Source organism: Pantoea sp. GbtcB22 (genome assembly GCF_019091025.1).
GTDB lineage: Bacteria > Pseudomonadota > Gammaproteobacteria > Enterobacterales > Enterobacteriaceae > Pantoea > Pantoea leporis.
The window spans coordinates 253,873-277,159 of the sequence record NZ_JAGXKB010000004.1; the positions used below are offsets into that span (position 1 = coordinate 253,873).

The window sequence follows — 23,287 nt, forward strand, 5'->3', positions numbered from 1 at the left end:
TAGTTTCTTATGATTTAACGCTAATGAGAGTGTCAGCGTAATAACGCTGCGCCACGTCGCGATGCGATCGCAAACGTCCTTTGAGATAGTTCCAGCCCACTTCACGCAGCAGCGGATTGCTGGGATCGCTGGTCGGTCCGCGCGCTTCTGCCGCCAGCTGCGGCGGTAATTGATACAGCGGCACTTCGGCGTCGAGCTGCGCGCCGAGGAAGAAAGCGATGGAGATGCGCTGCTGTTTTGCCGGCGGCGACACTACACGATGCACGGTGGCGCGCAGATAACCGTTGGTGGCGATCTCCAGCAGTTCGCCGATGTTCACCACAAAAGCACCCGGTTTCGGCAGCGCATCAATCCACTGATCTGGCGCGACTTCAACCTGCAATCCGGGTTGATCGTCCTGCAACAGAAAGGTCAGAAAGCCGGAATCCTTATGCGCGCCGACACCTTGCTGGCTGGCAGCGGCATCCTGACCCGGATAGCGAATCAGCTTCACATGTTCGTTGGGGTGCGTGCCGTACAGCGCATCGAAAGCGTCCGGCGGCAGCGACAGGGATTTGGCGAAGGCGCGCAGTAAACGCAGCGCCACGTCAGTCATCGCCTGCTGCCACGCGTGGATCACCGGACGCAGCTGCGGTAGCGCCTGCGGCCACAAATTGGGTCCTTGCAGCTGCTTCCACGCCGGATCGTCTGGTTGCAACGTCAGGGCGGCCCGTTCTGCACCGATATCAAACTGCTCACGCTGATCGCGCTGCTCACGGGTGTATTCCACGCCCGCGCGGTTGTAGCCACGAAAATGCGGTGAATGGATCATCGAAACGCGCTGCTTCTCTTCATCTGGCAAGGCAAAGAACGCGCGCGTGATGCTTTGCACGTTCTTTAACAGCTGCGGATTGATGCCATGATTCACCAGATAGAAGAAGCCGACGTCACGCGCGGTTTCGCGCAGCTCGGCGAGGTATTGCGCCTGTTCCGCATCCGGCAGTTCCAGCAGGGCTAAATCCAGTACCGGCAATGTGCTGGCCATACTTTTGCATCCTTCATGCAGAAAATTCTGCCTTTACGCTGCCATCTGCTGACAAATGCAGCCAATACTGTTGCGCGATAAGTTATGGCGAATCATTTTTAGGAAAGGTTCAGCAATCGATATGCAAAAAGCGATAAATCGAGCCCGCTTCCCGCTATAATCGCCGCCAATTAACTTTGGGCATGGCCCATCAATGAACCGCAGGAGACGCCGTATGAACCAGGGTCCGTTAACCGAAAAAGAGCTCAACTGGCTTGAAGATATGCTGGAGAAATACGGCAACGAACACTCGGTGGTGGATACCGCTGAGCTGGACGGCATGCTGACGGCGTTGCTCTCAGGCCCGAACGACATCGAACCGAGCGAATGGCTGGTGGCGATGTGGGGCGGCAAAAAGCACATTCCAAAGTGGTCGAATGAGCGTGAGATGGATCGCTTCATGACGCTGACCTTCCAGCATCTGAACGACATCGCCGAGCGCCTGGCCGAATTCCCGGAGCAGTTCGATCCGCTGTTTGGCACCCAAGAGATGGAAGGCCAGGAATTCACCGTGGTGGAAGATTGGTGCTATGGCTATTTGCGCGGCGTGGCGCTGGATGCGGATTGGTCGCTGCTGCCAGAATCACTGCAGCCGATGATGGAGACGATTGCCTTGCACGGCAGCGAAGATCATCTGGCGAAGCGCGAAGCCTTCACGCCGGAAGAGTTTGAAGCCAGCATCGAGGCGATTCGCCCCGCGGCGCTGGAGCTGCATGAATACTGGCAGGAACAGCGCATGGCGCAGCCCGATCCTGAACCTCAACTGCCACACTTTGCCGGCGAGAAAACCGGCCGTAACGATCCTTGCCCGTGCGGCAGCGGTAAAAAATATAAGCAGTGCTGCGGTAAATAATATGTGCACCTTCCGTAGCGGCGCAATTTATTGCGCGTCCCTGGCCTTTTAATCGCGCCGCTACCGATATGTGCGTTTTTTTTCAGGGAGCCGGTTTCACCTCGGTCACCCAGGTTGGCAACTGCCATGCGCCGCCCGCACGAATCGCGCGGCACATGCCGGTGGTGGCATCGCTGCTCTGCTCAAACGCTTTGCCATCCCACACCCACGCCGCTGTACTCCAGCAATCGCCGATGCCGCGCCCTTTCTGCGCTTCTGAGATCACACCTTCACTGTAATCAGAGCCGGAATCCGTCACCAGCTGCGGCGTGCCCTGCAATGCTTTATCGATCAGCCAATAGCCATAACCTTCGTTATACGCTCCGCGCCAGCACAGCGCGGCGATCAGCACATGCGCATCATCAACCGGCGTTAAGGTCAGCGGCTCCGCGCCCTCTTCCGGCTGATCGTCGGACGGAGCCAGATTGTCGCAGCTGTCGTCGTCGGTGAGTGAGGCAATCAGCTTTGGCTTCAACAGCGCCAGCTCATCGGCCGTCAACGGACGCGCATCGGCCTTAGCCACTTTTACCTGCTGAATCACCGGCATCGCCATCGCTGCCGGTACGCTGCTTTCCGGCTTGTTGCCTTTGCGCACCAACGCGCCCGGCGTACTAAGACGACCTTGCGCATCATCCATCTTCAGCAGCACAGCAAATGCGCCATTGCTGGAGAGATCGAAAGGCTCTTCACCACCGCGAAACTCCACTTTGCCGCTGCCTTTAATGCCGTTAATTAGCGCCTGGGTTTGTTCATCCGTCAGCGTCCATTCTTCGTTATCGGCTTTCGCCACGTCGCCCAGCGCACGGTCATCAATCCACAACGCTAAGTTGTTCACCACTTTAGAATCGTCATCGCCGGTATCGGCCAGCACCACACGGCCGTGCGTCACCGCATTGGGACCGCCCGCGCGCACCAGCAACACCGAGCCGCCCGCGCCCTCTTCGGCGCTGTAACCAGCGGCACGACAGGTCAGCGTGTTATCGCAGGCCAGTTCCCAATCTTTGTGGCTAAACGAGACGCCGTCTTGATCTGCCAACAGCGGCGCACTCAGGCTGGCAAGTAGCGACATCGCCAGCAGCAATCGGGTAATCATGCCATCTCTCCATAATGGTAAAGGTGGCTAGTGTGATGATTTTTGTGACGTGGGAGAAGTGAATTTTTTGCGGCGATGCTGATTTAAAGCGCCGCCACAATCTGCTGCCGCAGCCACTGCTGGGCCGGATCGCGGTGCAGACGTTCATGCCACAACAGCAAAATATCAAAGCCTGGCACCTCCAGCGGCAGATCGACAACCGCGAGGTGCGAATCGTGACGCACCAACCGCTCGGGCAGTACCGCCACTAAATCACTGCTCGCCAGCGTTTCCTGCATAAACAAGAAGTGCGGCACCGACAGCACCACGCGGCGTGAACGCCCGAGCTTCGCCAGCGCATTATCGGTGGCGGCGCTAAAGCCACCGCCATCGGGCGATACCATGACAAATTCCAGCTGACAGAATTGATCCAGCGTCGGTGGACGTTGCAATTGCGGGTGATCGCGCCGTCCCGCCAGCACATAGCGCTCGCTGAACAGTTTGCGTTGATGCAGCGTCGGCGGCGCGTTATCGCCCGTATGAAACACCACATCCAGCTCACCTTTTTCCAACTGCTGTGCTACCAGCGGCGGATTCAGCGCCAATATCGCCATACGACTTTGCGGCGCAGCTGCGCGGATCAGGTTGAGCGCGGGCAGCACCAACGCCGACGAGGTGTAATCGGTGGCGGCGATGCGCCAGGTGATATCGGCATTGGCCGGATTAAAGGTATCGGGCGGCGCTACCGCACGCTCAACCGCTTCCAGCGCCAGACGCAGCGGCTCACGCAAAGCTTCTGCGCGCGCCGTTGGCAGCATGCCACGCGGCCCCGGTAACAATAGCGGATCGTCAAAATGCCTACGCAATCGCGCCAACTGAGCGCTGACGGAAGGCTGCGAGAGATGCAAACGCTGCGCCGCGCGCGTGACGTTGAGTTCGCTTAACAGCACGTTGAGCGTCTGCAGCAGATTCAAATCCAGCGAGTCGATATTCACTATGGCTATACCTGAGATATCAGCAATTGATTTCCACTATAGCCAGCGCCGACTTAATCTGCAGTGGTTTTCATCTCACAGGATTAAGCCCATGAATGTACTGATTGTGTATGCCCATCCGGAACCGCGTTCGCTGAGCGGTTCACTTAAAGACTTTGCCGTGCAGCATCTGCAGCATGCCGGACATCAGGTGCAGGTCTCTGATCTCTATGCGATGCAGTGGAAAGCGCCACTCGACGCTGCCGACACGCGCGCCCCATTAGTGGGCGACCACTTCGATGCGACGCTGGATTCTCGCTTCGCCTACGATCATCAGCTGCAGGCCGCCGATATCGCCGCGGAGCAGGAAAAGTTGCGCTGGGCCGATACGGTGATTTTTCAATTTCCGCTGTGGTGGTTTTCGATGCCCGCCATCATGAAAGGCTGGTTTGACCGCGTTTACGCCAACGGTTTTGCTTACGGCGTGGGCGAGCACAACGAACAGCATTGGGGCGATCGTTACGGCGAAGGCAATCTTAGCGGCAAACGTGCAATGCTGGTGGTGACGACCGGCGGATGGGAATCGCATTACAGCCCGCGCGGCATTAACGGCCCGATCAACGATCTGCTGTTTCCGATTCAGCACGGCATGCTGTTTTATCCCGGCTTTAGCGTGCTGCCGCCGCTGGTTTTCTATCGTGTACAAAAGTCAGCAGCAGAACGATTTGCTGGCTGGTGCGATGCGCTGGCTACAAGGCTGGATACGTTGGCGGAAACCGCGCCCATTGCCTACCGTCAGCAGAACAGCGGCGACTATGAGATTCCTGCGCTGACCTTAAAGGCGGAGTTTGTCCTGGAAGAGAGTGGCTTTGGCGTGCATGTGAAGCGGTGAAAGGTGGCAGACTCGGCGCTGAGCCTGCTGTTACTCGTACAGCCAGCGCCCCGCTTTTGCTGATTCAATCAACATTCCCAGCGTGAAATCGGGTACTACCGGCACTTCACGCTTATTAAATGGATTGAGAATCTGCGCCAGCGAGGGCTCATCGGGATAGTAGGTTTCGATAACAAATCCGCCGCGATCGACGCTGAACTCGCCGAAGAACTCATCCATCAGCGCAGCGGCTTCTTCACGCTCGAAGTTAAGATCGCTATCGATATCAATCTGCGGCGTCAGCGTTTTTTGCTTAAACAGGTAAACGCCGTCGTAACGTCGCACCAGCTCGTAGATACGCTGCTCAATTTCAACTGTCATCGCTTCTGCACCTCCACTGATTTCACCGGAGCGCCATTCTGCCATGCAATCCCGACAGTTGAATGAAAAAAATCTCTGCGGGAGAATTTTGAGACAAAGAGCCAGTTTTCCAGCCGGGATGCCTGGTTTATTGCGTTAATGCATCCTGCGCTTCTTTCAACTCTTCACGTGCTTCATCCAGTTTGCGCTGCTGCTTCTCAATTTTATCGCTGCGGCCTTTGGCCTGCGCTTCATGGAGATCCTGCTCGCGCTCCTGCACTTTCAGCTGCTTCTCGGCCACTTTCTCCTGGCGCGCTTTGAGCAAGCCGCTGTCGGTGCAGTTTGCATTGGTTTCGCGTAACGCCTTTTCGAGACCGGCGATGCGCGCAGCATTGCCATGCTCACGCGCCATCGCCAGCTCTTGCTGGATATCCTGCTTTTTAGCGGCGCAGCCGGTGGCTGGGTTGGCAGCCTGAACAGACGTCACGGTCAAAGCAGAGAAAAGAATCGAAAGGGAAATCAGGGTGTTTTTCATGGTGAGCTCTTGGTTTACGTTGATGGGCGCTATTATACGAAGAGTTCTTAAGAGGATCTTAAAGGTGCAAGCAACTTACTAAGCCGTTTCCATTAAGCTGCCGTTTGACGGTGAAAAAAGGCTTGGCGCTATTAATTTGATACACATAACGCCAAACTCACCTCGGACATGATGTGGCTCCGCCTCACAATTGGCGTTGAATCAAACTCGTGTGAATCGTTTTAATTTCACCTTTTAAGTTATCTCCGCGATACACCATCGACGTATCGTACCGTTGATACTTATCTTCTCGTGTGGCGCTAAACCAATTAAACGAACCAACACACAGTAAACGCTCGTCCCCAATTACGATTTTACTGTGAACGCGATTGACCAGCTTAGTAGTAACACCAAACTCATTCAGTTTTTCCAGTGCGCTGTGAAGCCGCCGCTGTTTTTCTTGACGCTTTTCATAATCACTATGTTCGGTATTGTAATGCTTGTCCGTCACCACAGTAATATCAACACCGCGAGCACATGCCTGAATCATTGAGTTTAAAAAGCCAGTTTGCTCAAGCATTTGCCAGGTCAACCAAGGAGAGACAATGGTAATGCTCTTCTCGATTGTACCCAATGTCTGATTCAGAAATGCATCATGCTGATCTACCCCATGTAGCGTAGAAACGGGCATCTGGGCTGCGTTCAAGTCTTTACGTACCTGAAATTCAAACGCTAATGCGTTGCTGTCTTGTGCAAACAAGTATTTTGCCAATAATCCTCTTGGCGAAGAGGCAGGTTGGATCTCAAATAAATCCATGTCCCCAAAGACCAGGAAACTATCTTTAGCGCGGGAGACCGCAACGTTCAACATGCTGCTGTCGCTGTCGATAAATCCACCATCCTCATGTTTGGAATAAACTGGGGAGAAGATCACGATTGCTCTTTCTGCACCTTGCAGGGAGTGAACAGTGCCGACGGTCAGTGAATCATCATCTCCACCACAGTTAATACCCAGCTTACTCAATGAGGCTCTAATAGCGTTCACCTGCGCCGAAAATGGCGTTACGATTCCCACCGTTTGATGCAGTGGTTTGTCATAATGATGCTCTATTTCTTCTTTATGGGTCGCCAGCCAAGCCGCTATTGTCTCGGCTTCACAAGTGTTGTATCGGCTGCCACCGTTTGCCCGTTTACCCAACCCATTAATATGCAGATAACCCATCGCTGGAAAAAGTGTCTCTTTTTCACCGCCCCGTTTTGGCTGTAACTTGCCGTGGTAGCAGAGCGCGTTACAGTAACCGATGATGTTATCGAAACAGCGGCGATGCTCATACAGATACATGCCGCGGGCCAGATCCGGGTCATACTGGTAGCGCGAGCTAAATTGGGCGATTTTCATCACGCTGCCCGATGCCGAGCTTTTCCCTGAATCACATATAAGCGCATAAGACTCCGCTAGCGCTTCCTGAGTACCGACAGGGAGGAGGTTCTCCTCAACCATATTGCCGATATCAATGCCCGGCAAACTGTTCCAGATGGGTGCGATCTGTTCCGTATCGCCAATTACTAACGCTTTTTTTGCTAATGTGAAGGAGGCTGCGGCTACCTCCGGCAATACCTGCCCCGCTTCATCAACAATTAATAAATCGGCAAAATTATAAAAATATCCGGATTCAAATTTCTTAGCGCCGCCAACATGTTCGCTGATGACCATATGACGAGGCAGCATGTAACAGGTCATCACCACACAAGGGGTGAGCTTCATTCTTCGATGCCAGCGAGCCAGGGTAGCTTTCGCCCCCTTACGACCTTTTTCCTTTCGAAGATCGCCAATGGCGGCCATGTCCATCAGCCATCGCCCCTCCCAGTAGTGAGATGCAGTAAGAAATGCCGGGAATCGGATAGCCGTATCGGCGAGCGCATCAGCCACAGCAAGGGTTATCTCATCTTTGCCCGCATGTCCCAGGGAAACCGAGAAACCATGCCAAACTCGCAGAGCTTCGCTTTCACGTCTGGAAACGTCCTGAGCAAAATCAATCTGCTGCTGGTACTTGGCCTGCTCTTTTTGGGCGCGAGCAATAAGCCCGTCGATATAAGCATCAACATCTTCCGGCGCTGAGCCCTTAAACTCGGCCATTCTTGTACCAAACGTAGTGTCGAGTAAGAGGTTAATCTGATAGTGGCGCTTTGTACGAACCGCGGGAATCCAGGAGAAGATCGCATAGAGCATCGACTCACTGGCACGATACTGTTGCCACTGCTTTTTACCCTGAGTTAACAACGCAATGTCTTTTGTGCTATCGAGCAGTAGCTTACTTTTATCGTGAATATAAAGGTCGAGGTCTTCGCTAAGGTGGATGCGCTCCTCGCGAATGCGGATCAAATTCCCCCAAGCCTGCTCAATATGTTTAAGCTGAGCTAACTGCGTGGTTAATCGCTCATGTAGTAGATTCACAACTTGTTCTGGAGAACGGCATTCCGCAGATGGGAAGGCTACTTTTGCCCTCTCCAGATAAAGTACCAGCGCATCTTCAACGTATTCGGTAGATTCCACACGGTTGAAAAAGTCTTCAGTCTGGTACTGTTTAGCGGCCTCAGCTTCACGCATTTGAGAAGGGAAATAAGCACCATAACTTTTTAGTTCCGGTAGCCAGCGCCCAGCCATAGCCCCTGTTCCAGTGGAAAAGTCTTTACCGAAGGCCTCAATGATATTGGTAACGGCTTGGTTGTTGGTTGAGGTGGCAATCACTACCGGTGGTTCAGATTTGTTAAATGCCGCTTTAACCCATTCAGTAGCAATGATAGAGAGAACAAGTGTAGTTTTTCCAGTTCCCGGCGGACCATTGACGGCAAGGATATCGCCCGACTGCTGCGTGAGATAATGGTTAAGAGCGTCGCGCTGCGCCACAGCAAGCGGGAATTCATCTCCTGAATGGCCTAATCGCTCGCTGAATTTCGCATTAGATGCAAGCAACGGTTCCAGGATCGGCCTGGCAGCCGAAGCAAAGCGTGTTAATAGCGGAACCTCTTTCTTGCACACCCGAAGATGATCATACAGAGGGAGGATATGGCGGCTGGCACCGCCGGGCTGGTTGGCTTTTATAACGTAACCATATTCGGCGAGTTCATATTGCTCGTGGGTGGCGACCCATTGTCCGATTACGTATTCCAGCAAATTGCTTATTTCAGTCTGAAATTTTTGCCACTGCAGCTGATGCTTCTCATACCGCTGGGCTCGCTGCTCGTCATTTTCCTCTTCGTATTGCTGTTCGTAATCCACTTCAAAGGTGGTCGAGTTATGCGTGGTTTTATATCTATCATATTGCGCCATCTCGCCAATTGAGAAGGTGCCTTTTGGGAGAGGCTCTAATAGATCACGGGGGATAGTGGCCGATGAAGTAGGGAACAAAAAACCTTCGCGATTAAGTAGCGCAGATGATACCAGCGGTGTGACTATTCCAGGAGCGCCTGCCGTTCGCTCTTTGCCGTGCTGTAGCAAACGTAACCAGGCTTTAGGTCGTAGCACTACCTCAACGGTTTTTACCGTGTCACCTTCACCCTCAAAAAACGCATTAACAGTCTCTTCATCCAGCCGTCCCGTGCTGATGTCCACCCAACGAGTAAATTTATCCGCATCCTTACGCTCAAATGCCCCTTTCCCTGATTCGGCATCGGCTAAAGAATTACGCCAGTATGATGTGAATCCCAGAGTATTCCTGTCCATTATCCATCCCTTGACATAATAAAATTATTGATTTAATTGATATTAACGCAACCCATGGTTGAACATTGTCCACGATGAGAACGCGATCGCAATAATTTGTTTATGTTGCTAAGGGAGTGAGATTAGGTAAAAAGCCAGATTTCAGACACAAAAAAAGCCGCTCGTAAGCGACTTAATTTTGCATCAATCGATGGTGCCGAAGGCCGGACTCGAACCGGCACGTATCTCTACGGTTGATTTTGAATCAACTGCGTCTACCGATTTCGCCACTTCGGCACTGAAGAGGATGCGGAAAACGTTGGGGATTATACCGTTACGAACAGCGTGCGCAACCGGAATCGTTAGGGATGTGCGCTAAGCGTTGAAAAAAACAGCATTTCGCGGATAACTGCTTGTTATACCGTCGATCCCGCCAACCGACGTTCAAAAATTAAAACCCAGAACGGTCCCAATTTTCCCCAATCAGCCCGGTTAACTGGAACTTTCCGAATTCAAACCTCTCTTAACCAAAACTGACGCAGTCAGAACATAAAAGACAACGAGGTTGAGATGAAAGTACAACGCATGATTTGGGGATGGGGCATCGCGGCAGCCATGGTTGCGGGGAGCGCATCGGCAGCAAGCTGGCAGGATCAGCTGAGCAGCGCGGCATCGCAGCTGTCACAGCAAAACAACAGCACCAGCAACACCAGCACCACGCAGAATGGCGGCATGTCGCTCTCATCGCTTACCGGCCTGCTCAACGGCGGCGATAAAGCGGTGAGTTCCAACAGCATGACCAACGCCGCAGGCGTGATGTCCTACTGCGTGCAGCACAACGTGGTGGATAACAACGTGAAGTCGGTAAAAGATCAGGTGCTGAGCAAACTCGGCCTGAACAGCACCACCGCGCAAGAGCAGAAAACCGATTACCAGCAGGGTTTGCAAGGCTTGCTTAACACTGGCAACGGTCAGCAACTGAATTTGCAAAGTCTGAGCAACTCGCCGATGGGTGAGAAGCTGAAAACCAAAGCCTGCGATGTGGTTCTGAAGCAGGGCAAAAAATATATCGGCATGTAAGGACGCGCCGATATCAAGGCGCGAGCTGTCCCTCGCGCCTTTTCTTTAGCCCAGCAACGCTCGCGTCTCCAGCACCGTTCTCTGCAACAACTCCCGCGCCTGATCCAGCGACCGAATGTTGGTATAGCCAATCACCAGGCCATAGCGTTTCTGTGTCTGCATATACCAGCCGGAAAGCGGCAATACCCGCAGCTGATGCCGCTGCCAAATCTCCGCCAGCGCCGTGTCCTGCGTGCCGCGCGGCAGGAAGGCGACAATGTGCATGCCGCCATCCGTCAGTTCGAAATCAAACACATTCGGGAAACATGCCTGCAAGGCATCCAGCATCATGCGGCGTCGCTGCTGATAAAGCGTGCGCATCTTTTTGATGTGGCGATAGAAATGCCCTTCGCTGAGGAACTGCGCCAGAATCTTTTGCGGCAGCAGCGACATACCGGTTTCAAGGATTTCCCCCAACTCGCTGAAGCGCGCGATGGTCTCTTTCGGCATCACCAGATAACCCACGCGCATCGCCGGCATCATGGTTTTGCTGAAGGTGCCGGTGTAAATCACCCGATCGTGCACATCCAGGCTTTTCAGCGCCGGAATCACTTTGCGCGTGTAGTGAAACTCGCCGTCGTAATCATCTTCAATAATCCAGCTGTCATTGTGCTGTGCCCACTCCAGCAGTTGATGTTTGCGCGGCAGCGATAAGGTTACCGCCAGCGGGCTGTGATGCGTAGGCGTGACGATGGCGAAACGCGCATCGGCGTGATAGCGCAGCAGATAATCTACATCCATGCCTTGCCGATCGACCGGCACGTAATGCAGATTTGGCGCGATGCGCTTCAGCAGTTTTTGCCCGAAGAAATAGCCGGGATCTTCAAACAACACCTTGTCGCTTGGCTGCGCCAGCACCGCCAGAATCAGTCGCAGGTTGGCGCGATAGCCGCTGGTGATAAAAATCTGTTCCGGCTGGCAGTTAAGTCCACGCGAAATATTCAGGTAGCTGGCGATGGCTTCCCGCAGCGGCTGATAACCCATGACCGGCGGCAAAATCATCTCATCGGCGCGCAGGCTGCGCGCCGCTTTGCCGGAAATCAGCAGCCATTTTTTGTGCGGAAACGCATCCAGCGCCGGGATGCCAAGCCGCAGCTCGCCTTTGCTCTCGCGCCTGATTAACGCGCTCACTGGCGGCGCAGGCACTGCCGTTTTCCCGGTTGTTTCCGGCAGAATCAGTTCGGGACTAACGCGCGTGCCCTTCGCGCCCTGACTGACAAAATAGCCTTCGCCGATCAGGATTTCATAAGCGGCTTCCACCGTTTTTCGCGCCACTTGCAACTCACTCGCCAGCGTACGGATCGCCGGTACGCGCTCGCCCGGTTTCAGCTGCCCTGCAAGAATCTGCTGGCGATATTGCGCATAAATCTCTTTATAACCCACGCCATGCCCTACCTGTTTTCACGTTTTTTGACCCTTTTCACTCAGACATGGAAGTTTAAGATGCCCGCATCACCTTCGCATTGAAAAACGACTGACCTGAGGATAAAAACATGACTGCACGCGTTAACCACTTCAAAACCGTACCGACACTGGTCAAAGCCATGTCCGATCTCTCCATGAACGTCAGTAATGTTTCATTAGAAACCTCACTGAAGCATCTGGTCGATCTGCGCGCCTCGCAGCTCAATCAATGCGCGTTCTGCGTCGACATGCATGTGAAAGAGGCCAAACTGCACGGCGAGCGCGAGCTGCGTCTGCACCATGTGGCGATCTGGCGCGAATCCCCGCTGTTCACCGCCAAAGAGAAAGCGGCGCTGGCGCTGACCGAAGCGCTGACGCGTCTGGGCGATCACGGCATCGACGAAGCGCTGTACAGCGAGGTGCGCGCGCACTTCTCCGAAGTGGAGACCAGCGAGCTGACGTTCTGTATCGCGGTGATCAATACCTGGAATCGCCTGATGGTGCTGTCGCAGATGACACCGGGCGCACTGGACAGCGCTTATGGGTTGGATCGTGCTGATTTACGTTAATTTTTACCGCCAGTCGCTCATGCTGCTGGCGGCACCATGTTCATCTGCGCTGCCTGAGGCTATAGTGAGATTTTGCACCACACAGGACAGCGCACATGAAAGGCATCAACATTGCGATTTACTTCGATCCCGACCAGATTCACATCTGCGTTCACCAGCAGGATGACAGCTATCTCAGCCAACACTTTATTTACGACGACAGCGTAATTGAAGAGATCTATCAGTGGCTGGAGCAGTTCACGCCTAATCGCACCCACATTTGCCTGATTGAGCACGATACCGCCGATATCCTTGCCGATGAATTGGTGGATAACGGTTATCACGTCCATCAGGTGACGCAGCACGATCTCTTGACCTGGTTCGCCAACGAACCGCCTGCCGAACCCGATGGTTCACCGGTGCGCGCGCTGCTGCGTTATCTGGAGAACGAGCAGCCATCCGAATACCAGTCACGCACGCCGCAGATTGAAGCGTTGATGGATCTGCTGGATGAGCTGGACGATCTCGAAGGTGTGGATGAAGTTGAAGATGAAGACAATCTGCCGGATGACGTGCTGCGCCTGATGAAGCAGAAGAAGATCAGTGCGCAAGACGCCGCCCAACGCCTGCTGCCGGATGTGAATGAGCGCATTCGCGAGCATTTAATCAATTATCCCGAACTGATGACGCCTGAGCTGCTGCAGGATTTCTTCCCTGAGCTGATCGAGGCGCTGGATACGCCGAAGCACTAATCAATGAACGCACACACCGTAGCGGCGCGATTTATCGCGCGGTTTTGACCGACTCTCCATCCTCTTAACGCGCAATAAATTGCGCCGTTACGAGCCGTGCGATTATCGAATAATTTTTCAAATGGGACATTTCATGCTGGAGTTGTTTAAAGCCATCGGGCTGGGATTGGTGGTGATTTTGCCGCTCGCCAATCCGCTGACCACGGTGGCGCTGTTTCTCGGCCTGGCCGGAGAGATGAATTTCCAGGAACGTAATCGCCAGGCGATGCAGGCCTCGATCTACGTGTTCCTGATCATGATGGTGGCGTGGTATGCCGGCAGCGCGGTGTTGCACACCTTTGGCATCTCCATTCCCGGCCTGCGCATGGCGGGCGGATTGATTGTGGCGTTTATCGGTTTTCGCATGCTATTTCCGGCGAAACCGGTCGGGCATTCGGTCGAAGCCGAGCACAAGCAGGATGAACTGGACGCGACCGACAGCAACCGTGAAACCGTCAACATCGCATTTGTGCCGCTGGCGATGCCGAGCACTGCGGGACCGGGCACCATTGCGATGATCATCAGTTCCGCGTCGACGGTTAAATCGGGCGTAGATTTCCCGGCATGGGTGGTTGCCGTCGCCCCGGTGCTGACGTTTTTGGCCGTGTCGGTGATTTTGTGGATTTCGCTGCGCAGTTCGGGCGCCATCATGAAGCTGGTTGGTAAAGGTGGCATCGAAGCGATTTCACGTCTGATGGGCTTTTTGCTGGTGTGTATGGGCGTGCAGTTCGTGATTAATGGCGTGTTAGAAGTGATTCACAATTATCATTGAGACCACGTTGAAGACGCGCAATGAATTGCGCCGCTACGGTATTTGCGCCTATCCGTAGCGGCGCGATTTATCACGCAGTTTTAAGCGATTTACTCACCTTTCAACGTTTTACGCACTTCTGCTACCTGATCTTTCGTCACCGCTGGTGCACTGTTGCTCCAGCCCTGACGAATGAAGGTCGCCAGTTTAGCCACTTGATCATCATCCAGACGCTTAGCAAAACCTGGCATCGCCAGCGTTGATGGCGCCTTCTCGGTCGATGGCTGCTGCGCACCGGCCAGAATGGTGTGGATCAAACCACTTGGATCTTTGGCATTGACGATCGTCGCCTGATCCAGCTCCGGGAAGATCCCCGGCGCACCTTTACCGGTGACAAAGTGGCAGGCGCCGCAGTTGTCGATATACAGACGCTCACCTTCCGTCAAACCTTTCGCGGCGGTCAGTTTCGCTTCGGTTGCCTGCTGCTTCTGCACGTTGTACGCCTGCAGCGGCGGATTACCACCAAGGAACTTCAGGTAAGCCGCGATCGCTTTCAGGTCAGCATCTGTCATGTGCGAGCTGGAGTGCTCAATCACCGACTTCATCTCACCGCCCACCGCTGCCTTGTCGTTACGACCGGTTTGCAGGTAATCGACAATCTCCTGCTCGCTCCAGCGCGGCAGACCGCGCAGTGACGGCACATCCCAGCTGTTCAGGCTGCCACCAGCAAGGAACTGATCGTCGCCGCTATCCAGCGCTTTCTCATTCATGCCGAGGCCGCGTGGCGTATGGCAGCTGCCGCAGTGCCCCAGGCTTTCCACGATGTAAGCACCGCGATTAACCTCTTCTGACGCGCCGCCAATCGGCTGGAATGGCTTGTCAGAGGTAAATGCCCAGTTCCAGAAGCGCATGCCCCAACGCTGGCTGAACGGGAAGCTCAGATCGGTTTCCGGCGGCTGCTCGCTGCTCGGCTTCACGCCTTTCATGAAGTAAACGTAAAGCGCGTGCATATCGGCATCGGAGATTTTGGCGTAATCCGGATACGGCATCGCTGGATAGAGACGCGACCCGTTCGGCAACACGCCTTTGCGCACTGCGTCGGAGAACTGCTGCTCGCTGTAGTTGCCGATGCCGTGCTCTTTGTCCGGCGTGATGTTGGTGGAGTAAATGGTGCCGAGATTCGACTCAATCGCCAAACCACCAGCGTAATCCCCTTTGCCGGAAACGGTATGGCACGCCATACAGTCGCCGAGACGCGACAGGTATTCACCCTGCTTGATCAATTGAGCTTCATCTTCCGCGTGTGCCTGCACTGCAAAGCTGCCCAGCAGCACGGCGTTGGCGATTAACAATGATTTTAATTTCATGCGCTTATGCCTGTACCAGTGGACCGGGGTTTTTTAGATAATGTTCTTTAATGGCTTGTGCCGCCATCAAGGTGATCGCGCCGATGGTATCGGTCGGGTTCGCCTGGAAGTTTTGCGGGAAGGCGTTGCCGCCCGGCACAAACACGTTATGAACATCCCAGCTCTGCAGGTACTTGTTCAGTGCAGAAGTTTTCGGGTTATCGCCCATCACCGCGCCGCCCACATTGTGGGTCGAAACGTATTTGGTGAGGTCAAAGTCCGCGCCCATTGGCAGGAAGCTCATGCTCATGCTGTCTGGATTAAGTTCTTTGGCGATGTTGCCGACGATGCCTTTCAGATGCTGTTGCAGCTTCAGTTCGTTCTCTTTCCAGTTGAACGTCATACGCAGCAACGGCTGACCGCGATGGTCGGTGTAGTGCGGATCCAGATCCAGATAGATATCGCGGTACGACTGGCAGGTGGTGGTGATGCTGATCTTCATGGAGTGGTTGTACCACTCCTCCAGACCTTCTTTGTAACCCATGCCCCACGATGGCGTGCCTTTCGGCAGCGCAGCAGCCATTGGCGTGCCGGTGGCTTGCGAGCTGTGGATCTTGGCGCCGCCAAGGAAACCGAGGCCCGGACCATCGAAGTTGCCTGGCGAGATGTCGTTGAACATCTGGCCGGTGGCGCCGGCGGTGGCGTAAGAGTTGAAGTTTTTGTCTTTGAAGAACAGGGTTGCGCCGCCGTTTGACAGGAACGCGTAGTTACGCCCCACCACACCTTCTTCGGTGATTGGGTTATACGGCTTGCCGATACCGGAGAGCAGCATCAGGCGTACGTTATAAAGCTGGAAGCTGGAGAGCACCACGATCTTCGCCGGCTGGAACACTTCGTTGCCGTCCACATCGTAGTAAATCACGCCCTTGGCGGTTTTCTGGTCGTCATGCAGTACCACTTTCACCACTTCCGCATGCACTTCGTAAGAGAAGTTCGGCATACGTTTCAATGCATCCATCACCGCCGTTTGTGGTGAGGCTTTTGAATAGTTGAGGCACGGATATTTCGAGCAGTAGCCGCAGTAGTTACACGGTGCGATCTGGTTGCCGTACGGGTTTTTCCACGCGCGTGATACGCACGCAGATGGGTTCGGGAACGGATGGTAGCCGAGTTTGGTGGCCGCCTCTTTGAACATCACGTTGTTCAGCGTGTCTTCCAGCGCAGGCAACGGATAAGGTTCAGAACGCGGACCTTCAAACGGATCGCCGCCCGGCAGAATCTGGCCGCGCAGGTTGCCGGTGGTGCCGGATTGACCGCAGATCAGCTCAAACTTGTAGTAATACGGCTCGATCTCTTCCCAGGTGAACGGGAAGTCCATCACGCGCATATCTTCCTGCAGGATGCCCGGCTTGTAGGCCTCATCGACGTAGGTTTTCAACTTAAGATCGGTTGGGGTTGGACGAATCAGCACCGCCGTCCAGTGCATGCCCGCGCCGCCCACGCCGGTTCCCGGCGCAAACGCGCCCCATTTACGGGTCGGCAACGCCGTCTGGCTGCTGTTGTAACGCACGGTGACCGCCACTTCTTTTGGCGTAGCGAACACTTTGTTACGCACGTTGTAGGCGTATTCATCAGCCGGTTTCGGATAAGCGAAATCCGGGTAATCACGCTCGCCGCCACGCTCTAATGCGCGCACGTCGAGTCCCGCCATCGCCAGTTCAATACTCATCAACGAGCCGGCCCAGCCGAGGCCGCAAACGACGACGTCGACTTCTTTCTTTGTAATCTGTGCCATGTTAATCCTGTCTCACATACCAAAAACGGGGGTGTGCTTACGCGCTTTCACCCAGGAGGCTGACCGGTCCCAGCGGGTACGGCACGTTGTGCTGCTTCACCCATTCGGTAAAGCTGGCGCGCGCGCCCGGGAAGCCGATGGCGATCCAGGCTTTCATGCCTTTGTTGCCGCCGTACATCGGGTCAGCGAGGTAGCCATGTTTGGTATCTGAGAGCAGCTGGCCGAAGAACTGCGAGGCCTTCAGGTTCTCTTCGCCCAGGGCGGCGAAGTCAATGCCGTCGTTTTTGTTCACTTTGGTGAGCACCGCATCTTTCTCTTCCAGTGACAGCTCATGGAACGGTTTCTGGAAATTGCTTTGCGTCCACTGATTCACCAGCTTGATACCGGTTTGGTACATCTGCTGTGGCGTGAACGGGATTTGATAACCCATGGTGGCAGGCGCATGCACGTTGAACGGACCCTGCATGTAGATCTCTGCCCCGAACTCCGGGCTGTGCAGCTGCTGATCGATAAAGATCGGCACGTTAGTTTCCAGTGCACCTGGCGCTTTACCTTTGCCGCCGGCTGGAATCAGGCGATCGGTTGCGGCCAGAATAAATTGCCACTCATCGGCACTGAAAAAGATCGGTTTATAGTCGGCGAGCTCGGGTGCTGCCATTTCCGCAGCTTGCGCCGCAGTTAATCCCTTAAATACCAGGTCACTTAATGGCAAAGCCAAAAGCGACCCAAGTAAAAACTTACGTCTGGTGGTCGGTTTATTTAGAAGCATGGCGCGACGACTCTCACTTGCTAAGAAAGATAATTATTTTTGTTGATAGCTTTATAAATCGGTAAATAACCTGGCAATCTTAGGGATATAGGTATTTCAGAATGTAAAAATTCAATTATGGATGTGTTTTGATGAAATTCAGTCATCATGTTGAATTTAGGTTAAGGCTTGGTAAAAGACTTTCGAGGCGAAAAAATAGGGTTTAACCGTACATTTGATGGGAAAGTGGCACGAATCAGTGGGCATTTGACCAGGGATTATCGCGTAAAGAAATAATCGCAGAAATGAATCAATGAAAAAAAATCATACTTCCATACCAGAGAATTATTCTCATTTATAACATCTTATTTACTTTATTGACCAGCAGATGAACGATCTATTTAGCGGAAATGACAAGTCGCGCACAAAATAAACGCAATAATTCCCCAAGGTAATCAATTGTTATATTCCGGCACAGCTCAGAACAAACCGGCATTTTGCCAAAGCGACGGCAGAGATAGAGTGAATTTATCTATCACTCAGGACAATAATAATGCGCTCACTGATTTTGCTCGTCGCTTTATGGGGCAGCAGTTTTGCACTGCATGCCGCCACACCGAAAGATACCCTTGTCGTCGCCGTCCCGCTCGACGGCATTATTAGCTTCGATCCCGCTGAAAGCTTCGAAACCGTCAGTAACAGCGTGCAGCGCAACATCTACCAAACATTAGTGGAGGCAGATCGTAATGATCCGCAGAAGCTGGCACCGCTGCTGGCCACCCACTGGCAACAAGGCAGCACGCCGCACAGCTTAGTGTTCAACATCAAACCCAACGCACACTTCTCCAGCGGCAATCCGGTGACGGCGCAGGATGTGATCTTCTCACTGACGCGCGCGGTGCAGCTGAACAAAGCGCCCTCTTTCATCCTCGCCGAATTTGGCTGGACCAATGAAAACATCGCCAGCCAGTTCAAAGTGCTGAATGACCATCAGCTGGAGATTCAGTGGCCAGCGCAGATTGGTCAGAACCTGGCGCTGCGCCTGCTGACCGCGCCGGTGGCCTCGGTGGTGGATAGCAAAACCGTGCAGCAACACGTCGCTAATAACGATCTCGGCAACGGCTGGCTGCATACCCATTCCGCCGGCAGCGGCGCATTTATCCTTCAGCAATATGTGCCGCAGCAGGCGCTGGTGCTGAGCGCCAACCAACAAGCGAATCCGCAGCCGAAGCTGAAACGCATTCTGCTTAAAGGCGTGGCGGATGCCAGTGCGCGTCGTCTGCTGATTCAGCAAGGCGATGTTGATGTGGCGTATCAGCTTGGCCCGGATCAGATTGATGCGCTGAAGAGCGACAAGAATCTGCGCATTGAAGCCTTCCCTTCCAGCCTGGTTTACTACCTCGGTTTCAATACCAAAGACAAAGCGCAACCGGCGTTAGGCAATCCGGCGCTGTGGCAAGCCGCGCGCTGGCTGGTAGACTACAACACCCTCTCGAAGGATTTGCTGAAAGGTCAGTACCGCATTCATCAGAGCTTCCTGCCGCAGGGTTTTGACGGCGCGCTGGACGATCGGCCGTTCCACTACGATGTGGCGAAAGCCAAAGAGATTTTAGCCAAAGGCGGCATCAAGCCGGGGACGAAGTTTGCGCTGACGGTGATCAATCAGCCGCCCTATATTGACGTGGCGCAGGCGCTGCAGGCCAGCTTCGCCCAAGCGGATGTGCAGATTGAGTTGCAGCCGGTGGCGGAATCGGAGTTGTGGAGCAAAATGCGCGGTCGCGATTTCCAGTCGATCTTCATTTACTGGGGCGCAGACTATGTCGATCCAAACACCAACGCCAGCGCCTTTGCCTATAACGTGCCGGGCGGTTCCAAAACCCTGGCGTGGCGCGTCGGCTGGGATATTCCGGATCTGAGTGCGAAAACCCGCGCAGCGGCCGGTGAAAGCGATGCGGTTAAGCGCCGTGCGCTCTATACCGATTTGCAGAAAACCGTGCAGCAGAACTCACCGTTTGTGGTGACGCTACAGGGCGCGCAGCAGGTTGCGGTGCGGAATAACGTGAATCATGTGCAGCAAGGGATTGGTGTGAGTTTGCTGTTTTTTGATACGGTGCAGAAATAGTTTTGGATTGTGCTCGCTTTCCCCCTCCTCGGTCCTCCCACCAAAATTGTGCTCGCTTTCCCCCTCCTCGGTCCTCCCCCATAAATGGGGGAGGAAGATGCTGCCATATGTTCGTTCAGAAGCTGCATGTGGCAGCTTCTCCTTCCCCCGTTTACGGGGGAAGGCCGGGATGGGGGGCAGCGCGCACCTAACCTCCTTCCCCCGTTTACGGGGGAAGGCCGGGATGGGGGACAGCAGGCACATAATTACGCCTTTTTCGGCACAATCCTCCTCCCTCCTCGCGCGCCGCTTGCTATCCTTCTGGCATAACCTATTGCCTGAGAGCGAAAAAATCATGACCACTCCGTTACTGATTGCCCAAACGCCTGACGTTCAACTGCATCTTCTCTCCAACATGGCGAACCGCCACGGTTTGATCACCGGCGCTACCGGCACCGGCAAAACCGTTACGCTGCAAAAGCTGGCGGAATCCTTCTCCGATATTGGCGTGCCGGTGTTTATGGCCGATGTGAAAGGCGATCTCACCGGCATTTCCGCCGCAGGCGAAGGATCCGAGAAGCTGCTGGCGCGTCTGGCGAAGATTGGCGTCAGCGACTGGCAGGCGCAGAAAAATCCGGTGATGGTGTGGGATATTTTTGGTCAGCAAGGCCATCCGGTGCGCGCCACGGTATCCGATCTCGGCCCGCTGCTGCTGGCGCGGCTGCTCAACCTTAACGACGTGCAATCGGGCGTGCTGCAAATCATCTTCCGCATCGCCGACGATCAGGGCTTGTTGCTACTGGATTTCAAAGATCTGCGCGCCATGACGCAATACATCGGCGACAACGCCAAAGCCTTCCAGACGCAATACGGCAACATCAACAGCGCGTCCGTTGGGGCGATTCAGCGCGGATTACTGGCGCTGGAGCAGCAAGGTGCCGAGCACTTCTTTGGCGAGCCGATGCTGGATATCCGCGACTGGATGCGCTGCGATAGCAACGGCAAAGGCTTTATCAACATCCTCTCGGCAGAAAAGCTTTATCAAATGCCAAAACTCTACGCCACCAGCCTGCTGTGGCTGATGGCCGAGCTGTATGAGCACTTGCCCGAAGCCGGCGATCTCGATAAGCCGAAAATGGTGTTTTTCTTCGACGAAGCGCATCTGCTGTTTACCGACGCGCCGCCGGTGCTGCTGGAGAAAGTTGAGCAGGTGATTCGCCTGATCCGTTCGAAAGGCGTTGGCGTCTATTTCGTTACGCAGAATCCCGCTGATATTCCCGACAACGTGCTGGGCCAGCTCGGCAACCGCGTACAGCATGCGCTGCGCGCCTTTACCCCGAAAGATCAGAAAGCGGTAAAAAGTGCCGCCGAAACCATGCGCGCCAATCCGGCGTTTGATACCGTCGAGGCGATTCAGGCGCTCGGTACCGGCGAAGCGCTGATCTCCTTTCTCGATGAAAAAGGCAGCCCATCGATGGTGCAGCGAGCGATGGTGATTGCGCCCGGCTCGCGCATGGGACCGGTTACGCAGGATGAACGCAATGGCCTGATCAACAATTCGCCGCTGTACGGTAAATACGATAGCGAAGTCGATCGCGAGTCGGCGTTCGAAATGCTGCAAAAAGGCGTGCAGGCCACCACGCAGCAAGCCAATGCGCCGGAAGCCAAAGGCAACAAGGTCGCCGTTGATGACGGTATTCTCGGCGGTCTGAAGGACATTCTGTTCGGCACCACTGGCCCACGCGGCGGCAAGCGCGACGGCGTGGTGCAGAGCGTGGCGAAGAGTGCCGCGCGCCAGGTCACCAATCAGATCATTCGAGGTGTATTAGGAAGCCTTCTTGGCGGCCGCCGTCGCTAATACCCGGCATACTTCAAGCCGCAGGTGCGTTAGCTGTATGTCTTCCTGCAACTCGAATTGTTTAGGGTATTTAAGGAACTATGGATAAATTCCAACAACTTAAGCGCAGCAAACGTCTGGCGCTGTCACTGCTGCTGATTGCGGCAGCCACCTTTATTGTGACGCTGTTTCTGCCAGCCAACTTTTGGGTGCTTGGGCTGAAGGCAATCGCAGAAGCGGCGATGGTCGGCGCATTAGCCGACTGGTTCGCCGTGGTGGCGCTGTTCCGGCGCGTGCCGGTGCCGTTTATCTCACGTCATACAGCAATTATTCCGCGCAATAAAGATCGCATTGGCGAGAATCTGGGTCGCTTTGTGCAGGAGAAATTCCTCGATACCGATTCGCTGCTGGCGCTGATTCGCCGCCACGATCCGTCGCAGATGCTGGCGCAGTGGCTGAACACGCCGGGCAACGCCGATCGCATTGGTCGTCATCTGTTACAGGTGATGCGCGGTTTTCTCGATCTCACCGATGATCAACGCATTCAGCGCTTTCTGCGCCGTGCGGTGCATCGCGCGCTGGATAAGGTCGATCTCACCCAATCCAGCGCGCTGCTGCTGGATAGCCTGACGAAAAATAATCGCCATCAGGAGCTGCTGGATGCGGCGGTACAACAGCTGCTGCGCTTGCTGCACAAGCCCGGAACGCGCGAGTTTATCGCCGCGCAGATTGTGCGCTGGCTCAAGCGCGAACATCCCATCAAAGCCAAAATGCTGCCCACCGAATGGCTGGGCGAACACAGCGCTGATTTGGTGGCGAATGCGGTGGATTCGATACTCGATCAGGTCGCGCTCGATCAGGGGCATGAGTTGCGTCTGGGCTTTGACCGCGCGGTGAAGCGGCTGATTGAGCGGCTGAAAAGCGATCCTGAAATGGCGGAACGTGCTGAAAACATCAAGAGCTGGCTGAAGGAAGATGAGTCGTTCAATCGCTACATTGGCGAGCTATGGCAGGATTTACGGGGCTGGCTGAAAGACGATCTAAATAGTGAGGATTCACGAGTGCAGGAGCGCGTCAGACTGGCCGCGCTGTGGCTGGGCGAGACGCTGGCGGCTGACGAAGCGCTGCGCGCCTCGATGAATCAGCATCTGGAAGATGCCGCACGCAGCGTAGCGCCTGAGTTTGCTGCCTTCCTGACGCGCCATATTAGCGATACGGTGAAAAGCTGGGATGCGCGCGATATGTCGCAGCAAATTGAGCTGAATATCGGCCGCGACCTGCAGTTTATCCGCATTAACGGCACGCTGGTTGGCGGAACGATTGGGCTGATTTTGTATGTGTTGTCGCAGGTGCCGGGTTGGATCGAGCGTATTCAGTAAAAAGGTCGCCATAAATGGC

At 54.6% G+C, this 23,287-nt stretch carries 19 protein-coding genes and 1 tRNA gene; 9 read left to right on the forward strand and 11 right to left on the reverse strand.

Annotated features, from left to right (window positions below):
* Positions 1-7 precede the first annotated feature (7 nt).
* The gene (locus tag KVT28_RS15485) at positions 8-1,024 is read right to left on the reverse strand and encodes an isopenicillin N synthase family oxygenase (RefSeq protein ID WP_101762206.1); all 1,017 of its coding nucleotides are present in this window, start codon (positions 1,022-1,024) and stop codon (positions 8-10) included.
* 214 nt (positions 1,025-1,238) lie between these two features.
* On the opposite strand from KVT28_RS15485, the gene KVT28_RS15490 reads away from it, so the two are divergent.
* Entirely contained in the window at positions 1,239-1,916 is a 678-nt protein-coding gene (locus tag KVT28_RS15490; protein ID WP_217549182.1) for a YecA family protein, read from the forward strand.
* 82 nt (positions 1,917-1,998) lie between these two features.
* Here the strand turns inward: KVT28_RS15490 and KVT28_RS15495 are convergent, their stop codons facing one another.
* Both KVT28_RS15495 and KVT28_RS15500 read right to left on the reverse strand, forming a co-directional pair.
* The gene (locus KVT28_RS15495; protein ID WP_217549184.1) at positions 1,999-3,048 is read right to left on the reverse strand and encodes a DUF1176 domain-containing protein; all 1,050 of its coding nucleotides are present in this window, start codon (positions 3,046-3,048) and stop codon (positions 1,999-2,001) included.
* Between the two features lie 83 nt (positions 3,049-3,131).
* Entirely contained in the window at positions 3,132-4,025 is an 894-nt protein-coding gene (locus KVT28_RS15500; protein ID WP_101762209.1) for a LysR family transcriptional regulator, read from the reverse strand.
* Positions 4,026-4,113: 88 nt separating this feature from the next.
* Here KVT28_RS15500 and KVT28_RS15505 point away from each other — a divergent pair, with 88 nt between their 5' ends.
* Positions 4,114-4,893, forward strand: coding sequence for an NAD(P)H-dependent oxidoreductase (locus tag KVT28_RS15505; RefSeq protein ID WP_217549186.1), 780 nt, complete (start codon positions 4,114-4,116; stop codon positions 4,891-4,893).
* Between the two features lie 30 nt (positions 4,894-4,923).
* On the opposite strand, the gene KVT28_RS15510 is transcribed toward KVT28_RS15505, so the two are convergent.
* The 4 genes from KVT28_RS15510 to KVT28_RS15525 all read right to left on the reverse strand — a co-directional run bounded on the left by KVT28_RS15510 (position 4,924) and on the right by KVT28_RS15525 (position 9,746).
* Entirely contained in the window at positions 4,924-5,253 is a 330-nt protein-coding gene (locus tag KVT28_RS15510; protein WP_008107769.1) for a DUF1493 family protein, read from the reverse strand.
* 127 nt (positions 5,254-5,380) lie between these two features.
* On the reverse strand, positions 5,381-5,767 hold the full coding sequence (locus KVT28_RS15515; RefSeq protein ID WP_217549188.1) for a DUF1090 domain-containing protein: 387 nt from the start codon (positions 5,765-5,767) through the stop codon (positions 5,381-5,383).
* Between the two features lie 184 nt (positions 5,768-5,951).
* Positions 5,952-9,470, reverse strand: a complete 3,519-nt coding sequence (locus tag KVT28_RS15520; protein WP_217549190.1) for an AAA domain-containing protein — start codon at positions 9,468-9,470, stop codon at positions 5,952-5,954.
* Positions 9,471-9,661: 191 nt separating this feature from the next.
* A tRNA-Leu gene (locus KVT28_RS15525) sits at positions 9,662-9,746 on the reverse strand.
* A 273-nt stretch (positions 9,747-10,019) separates the two neighbouring features.
* Between KVT28_RS15525 and KVT28_RS15530 the strand changes: the two genes are divergently transcribed.
* Positions 10,020-10,529, forward strand: coding sequence for a DUF2501 domain-containing protein (locus KVT28_RS15530; RefSeq protein WP_101762213.1), 510 nt, complete (start codon positions 10,020-10,022; stop codon positions 10,527-10,529).
* 45 nt (positions 10,530-10,574) lie between these two features.
* On the opposite strand, the gene KVT28_RS15535 is transcribed toward KVT28_RS15530, so the two are convergent.
* Positions 10,575-11,951: a PLP-dependent aminotransferase family protein gene (locus KVT28_RS15535; RefSeq protein ID WP_217549192.1), complete on the reverse strand. Its 1,377-nt coding sequence runs from the start codon at positions 11,949-11,951 to the stop codon at positions 10,575-10,577.
* A 110-nt stretch (positions 11,952-12,061) separates the two neighbouring features.
* Here KVT28_RS15535 and KVT28_RS15540 point away from each other — a divergent pair, with 110 nt between their 5' ends.
* The 3 genes from KVT28_RS15540 to KVT28_RS15550 all read left to right on the forward strand — a co-directional run bounded on the left by KVT28_RS15540 (position 12,062) and on the right by KVT28_RS15550 (position 14,083).
* Positions 12,062-12,541 carry a carboxymuconolactone decarboxylase family protein gene (locus tag KVT28_RS15540; protein WP_137385086.1) on the forward strand — a complete coding sequence of 160 codons (480 nt, stop codon included), beginning with the start codon at positions 12,062-12,064 and terminating at the stop codon, positions 12,539-12,541.
* Positions 12,542-12,636: 95 nt separating this feature from the next.
* Positions 12,637-13,272, forward strand: coding sequence for a hypothetical protein (locus KVT28_RS15545; RefSeq protein WP_101762216.1), 636 nt, complete (start codon positions 12,637-12,639; stop codon positions 13,270-13,272).
* 133 nt (positions 13,273-13,405) lie between these two features.
* Positions 13,406-14,083 carry a MarC family NAAT transporter gene (locus tag KVT28_RS15550; protein ID WP_110868046.1) on the forward strand — a complete coding sequence of 226 codons (678 nt, stop codon included), beginning with the start codon at positions 13,406-13,408 and terminating at the stop codon, positions 14,081-14,083.
* Between the two features lie 89 nt (positions 14,084-14,172).
* Here KVT28_RS15550 and KVT28_RS15555 read toward each other — a convergent pair whose 3' ends face one another.
* From KVT28_RS15555 to KVT28_RS15565, 3 genes are read right to left on the reverse strand one after another with little or no spacing between them, the layout of a single operon-like run.
* On the reverse strand, positions 14,173-15,429 hold the full coding sequence (locus KVT28_RS15555) for a cytochrome c (RefSeq protein WP_217549194.1): 1,257 nt from the start codon (positions 15,427-15,429) through the stop codon (positions 14,173-14,175).
* Between the two features lie 4 nt (positions 15,430-15,433).
* Complete coding sequence (locus KVT28_RS15560) at positions 15,434-17,203, reverse strand: GMC family oxidoreductase (protein WP_217549196.1); 1,770 nt, start codon at positions 17,201-17,203, stop codon at positions 15,434-15,436.
* A gap of 37 nt (positions 17,204-17,240) precedes the next feature.
* Positions 17,241-17,972 carry a gluconate 2-dehydrogenase subunit 3 family protein gene (locus KVT28_RS15565; protein WP_110868049.1) on the reverse strand — a complete coding sequence of 244 codons (732 nt, stop codon included), beginning with the start codon at positions 17,970-17,972 and terminating at the stop codon, positions 17,241-17,243.
* 532 nt (positions 17,973-18,504) lie between these two features.
* On the opposite strand from KVT28_RS15565, the gene KVT28_RS15570 reads away from it, so the two are divergent.
* From KVT28_RS15570 to KVT28_RS15580, 3 genes are all read left to right on the forward strand, one after another.
* The gene (locus KVT28_RS15570; protein WP_217549198.1) at positions 18,505-20,073 is read left to right on the forward strand and encodes an ABC transporter substrate-binding protein; all 1,569 of its coding nucleotides are present in this window, start codon (positions 18,505-18,507) and stop codon (positions 20,071-20,073) included.
* Between the two features lie 334 nt (positions 20,074-20,407).
* Positions 20,408-21,910 (forward strand): helicase HerA-like C-terminal domain-containing protein, encoded by a 1,503-nt coding sequence (locus KVT28_RS15575; protein ID WP_217549200.1) that lies wholly within the window; start codon positions 20,408-20,410, stop codon positions 21,908-21,910.
* Positions 21,911-21,990: 80 nt separating this feature from the next.
* On the forward strand, positions 21,991-23,268 hold the full coding sequence (locus KVT28_RS15580) for a DUF445 domain-containing protein (protein ID WP_217549202.1): 1,278 nt from the start codon (positions 21,991-21,993) through the stop codon (positions 23,266-23,268).
* Positions 23,269-23,287: the final 19 nt, after the last annotated feature.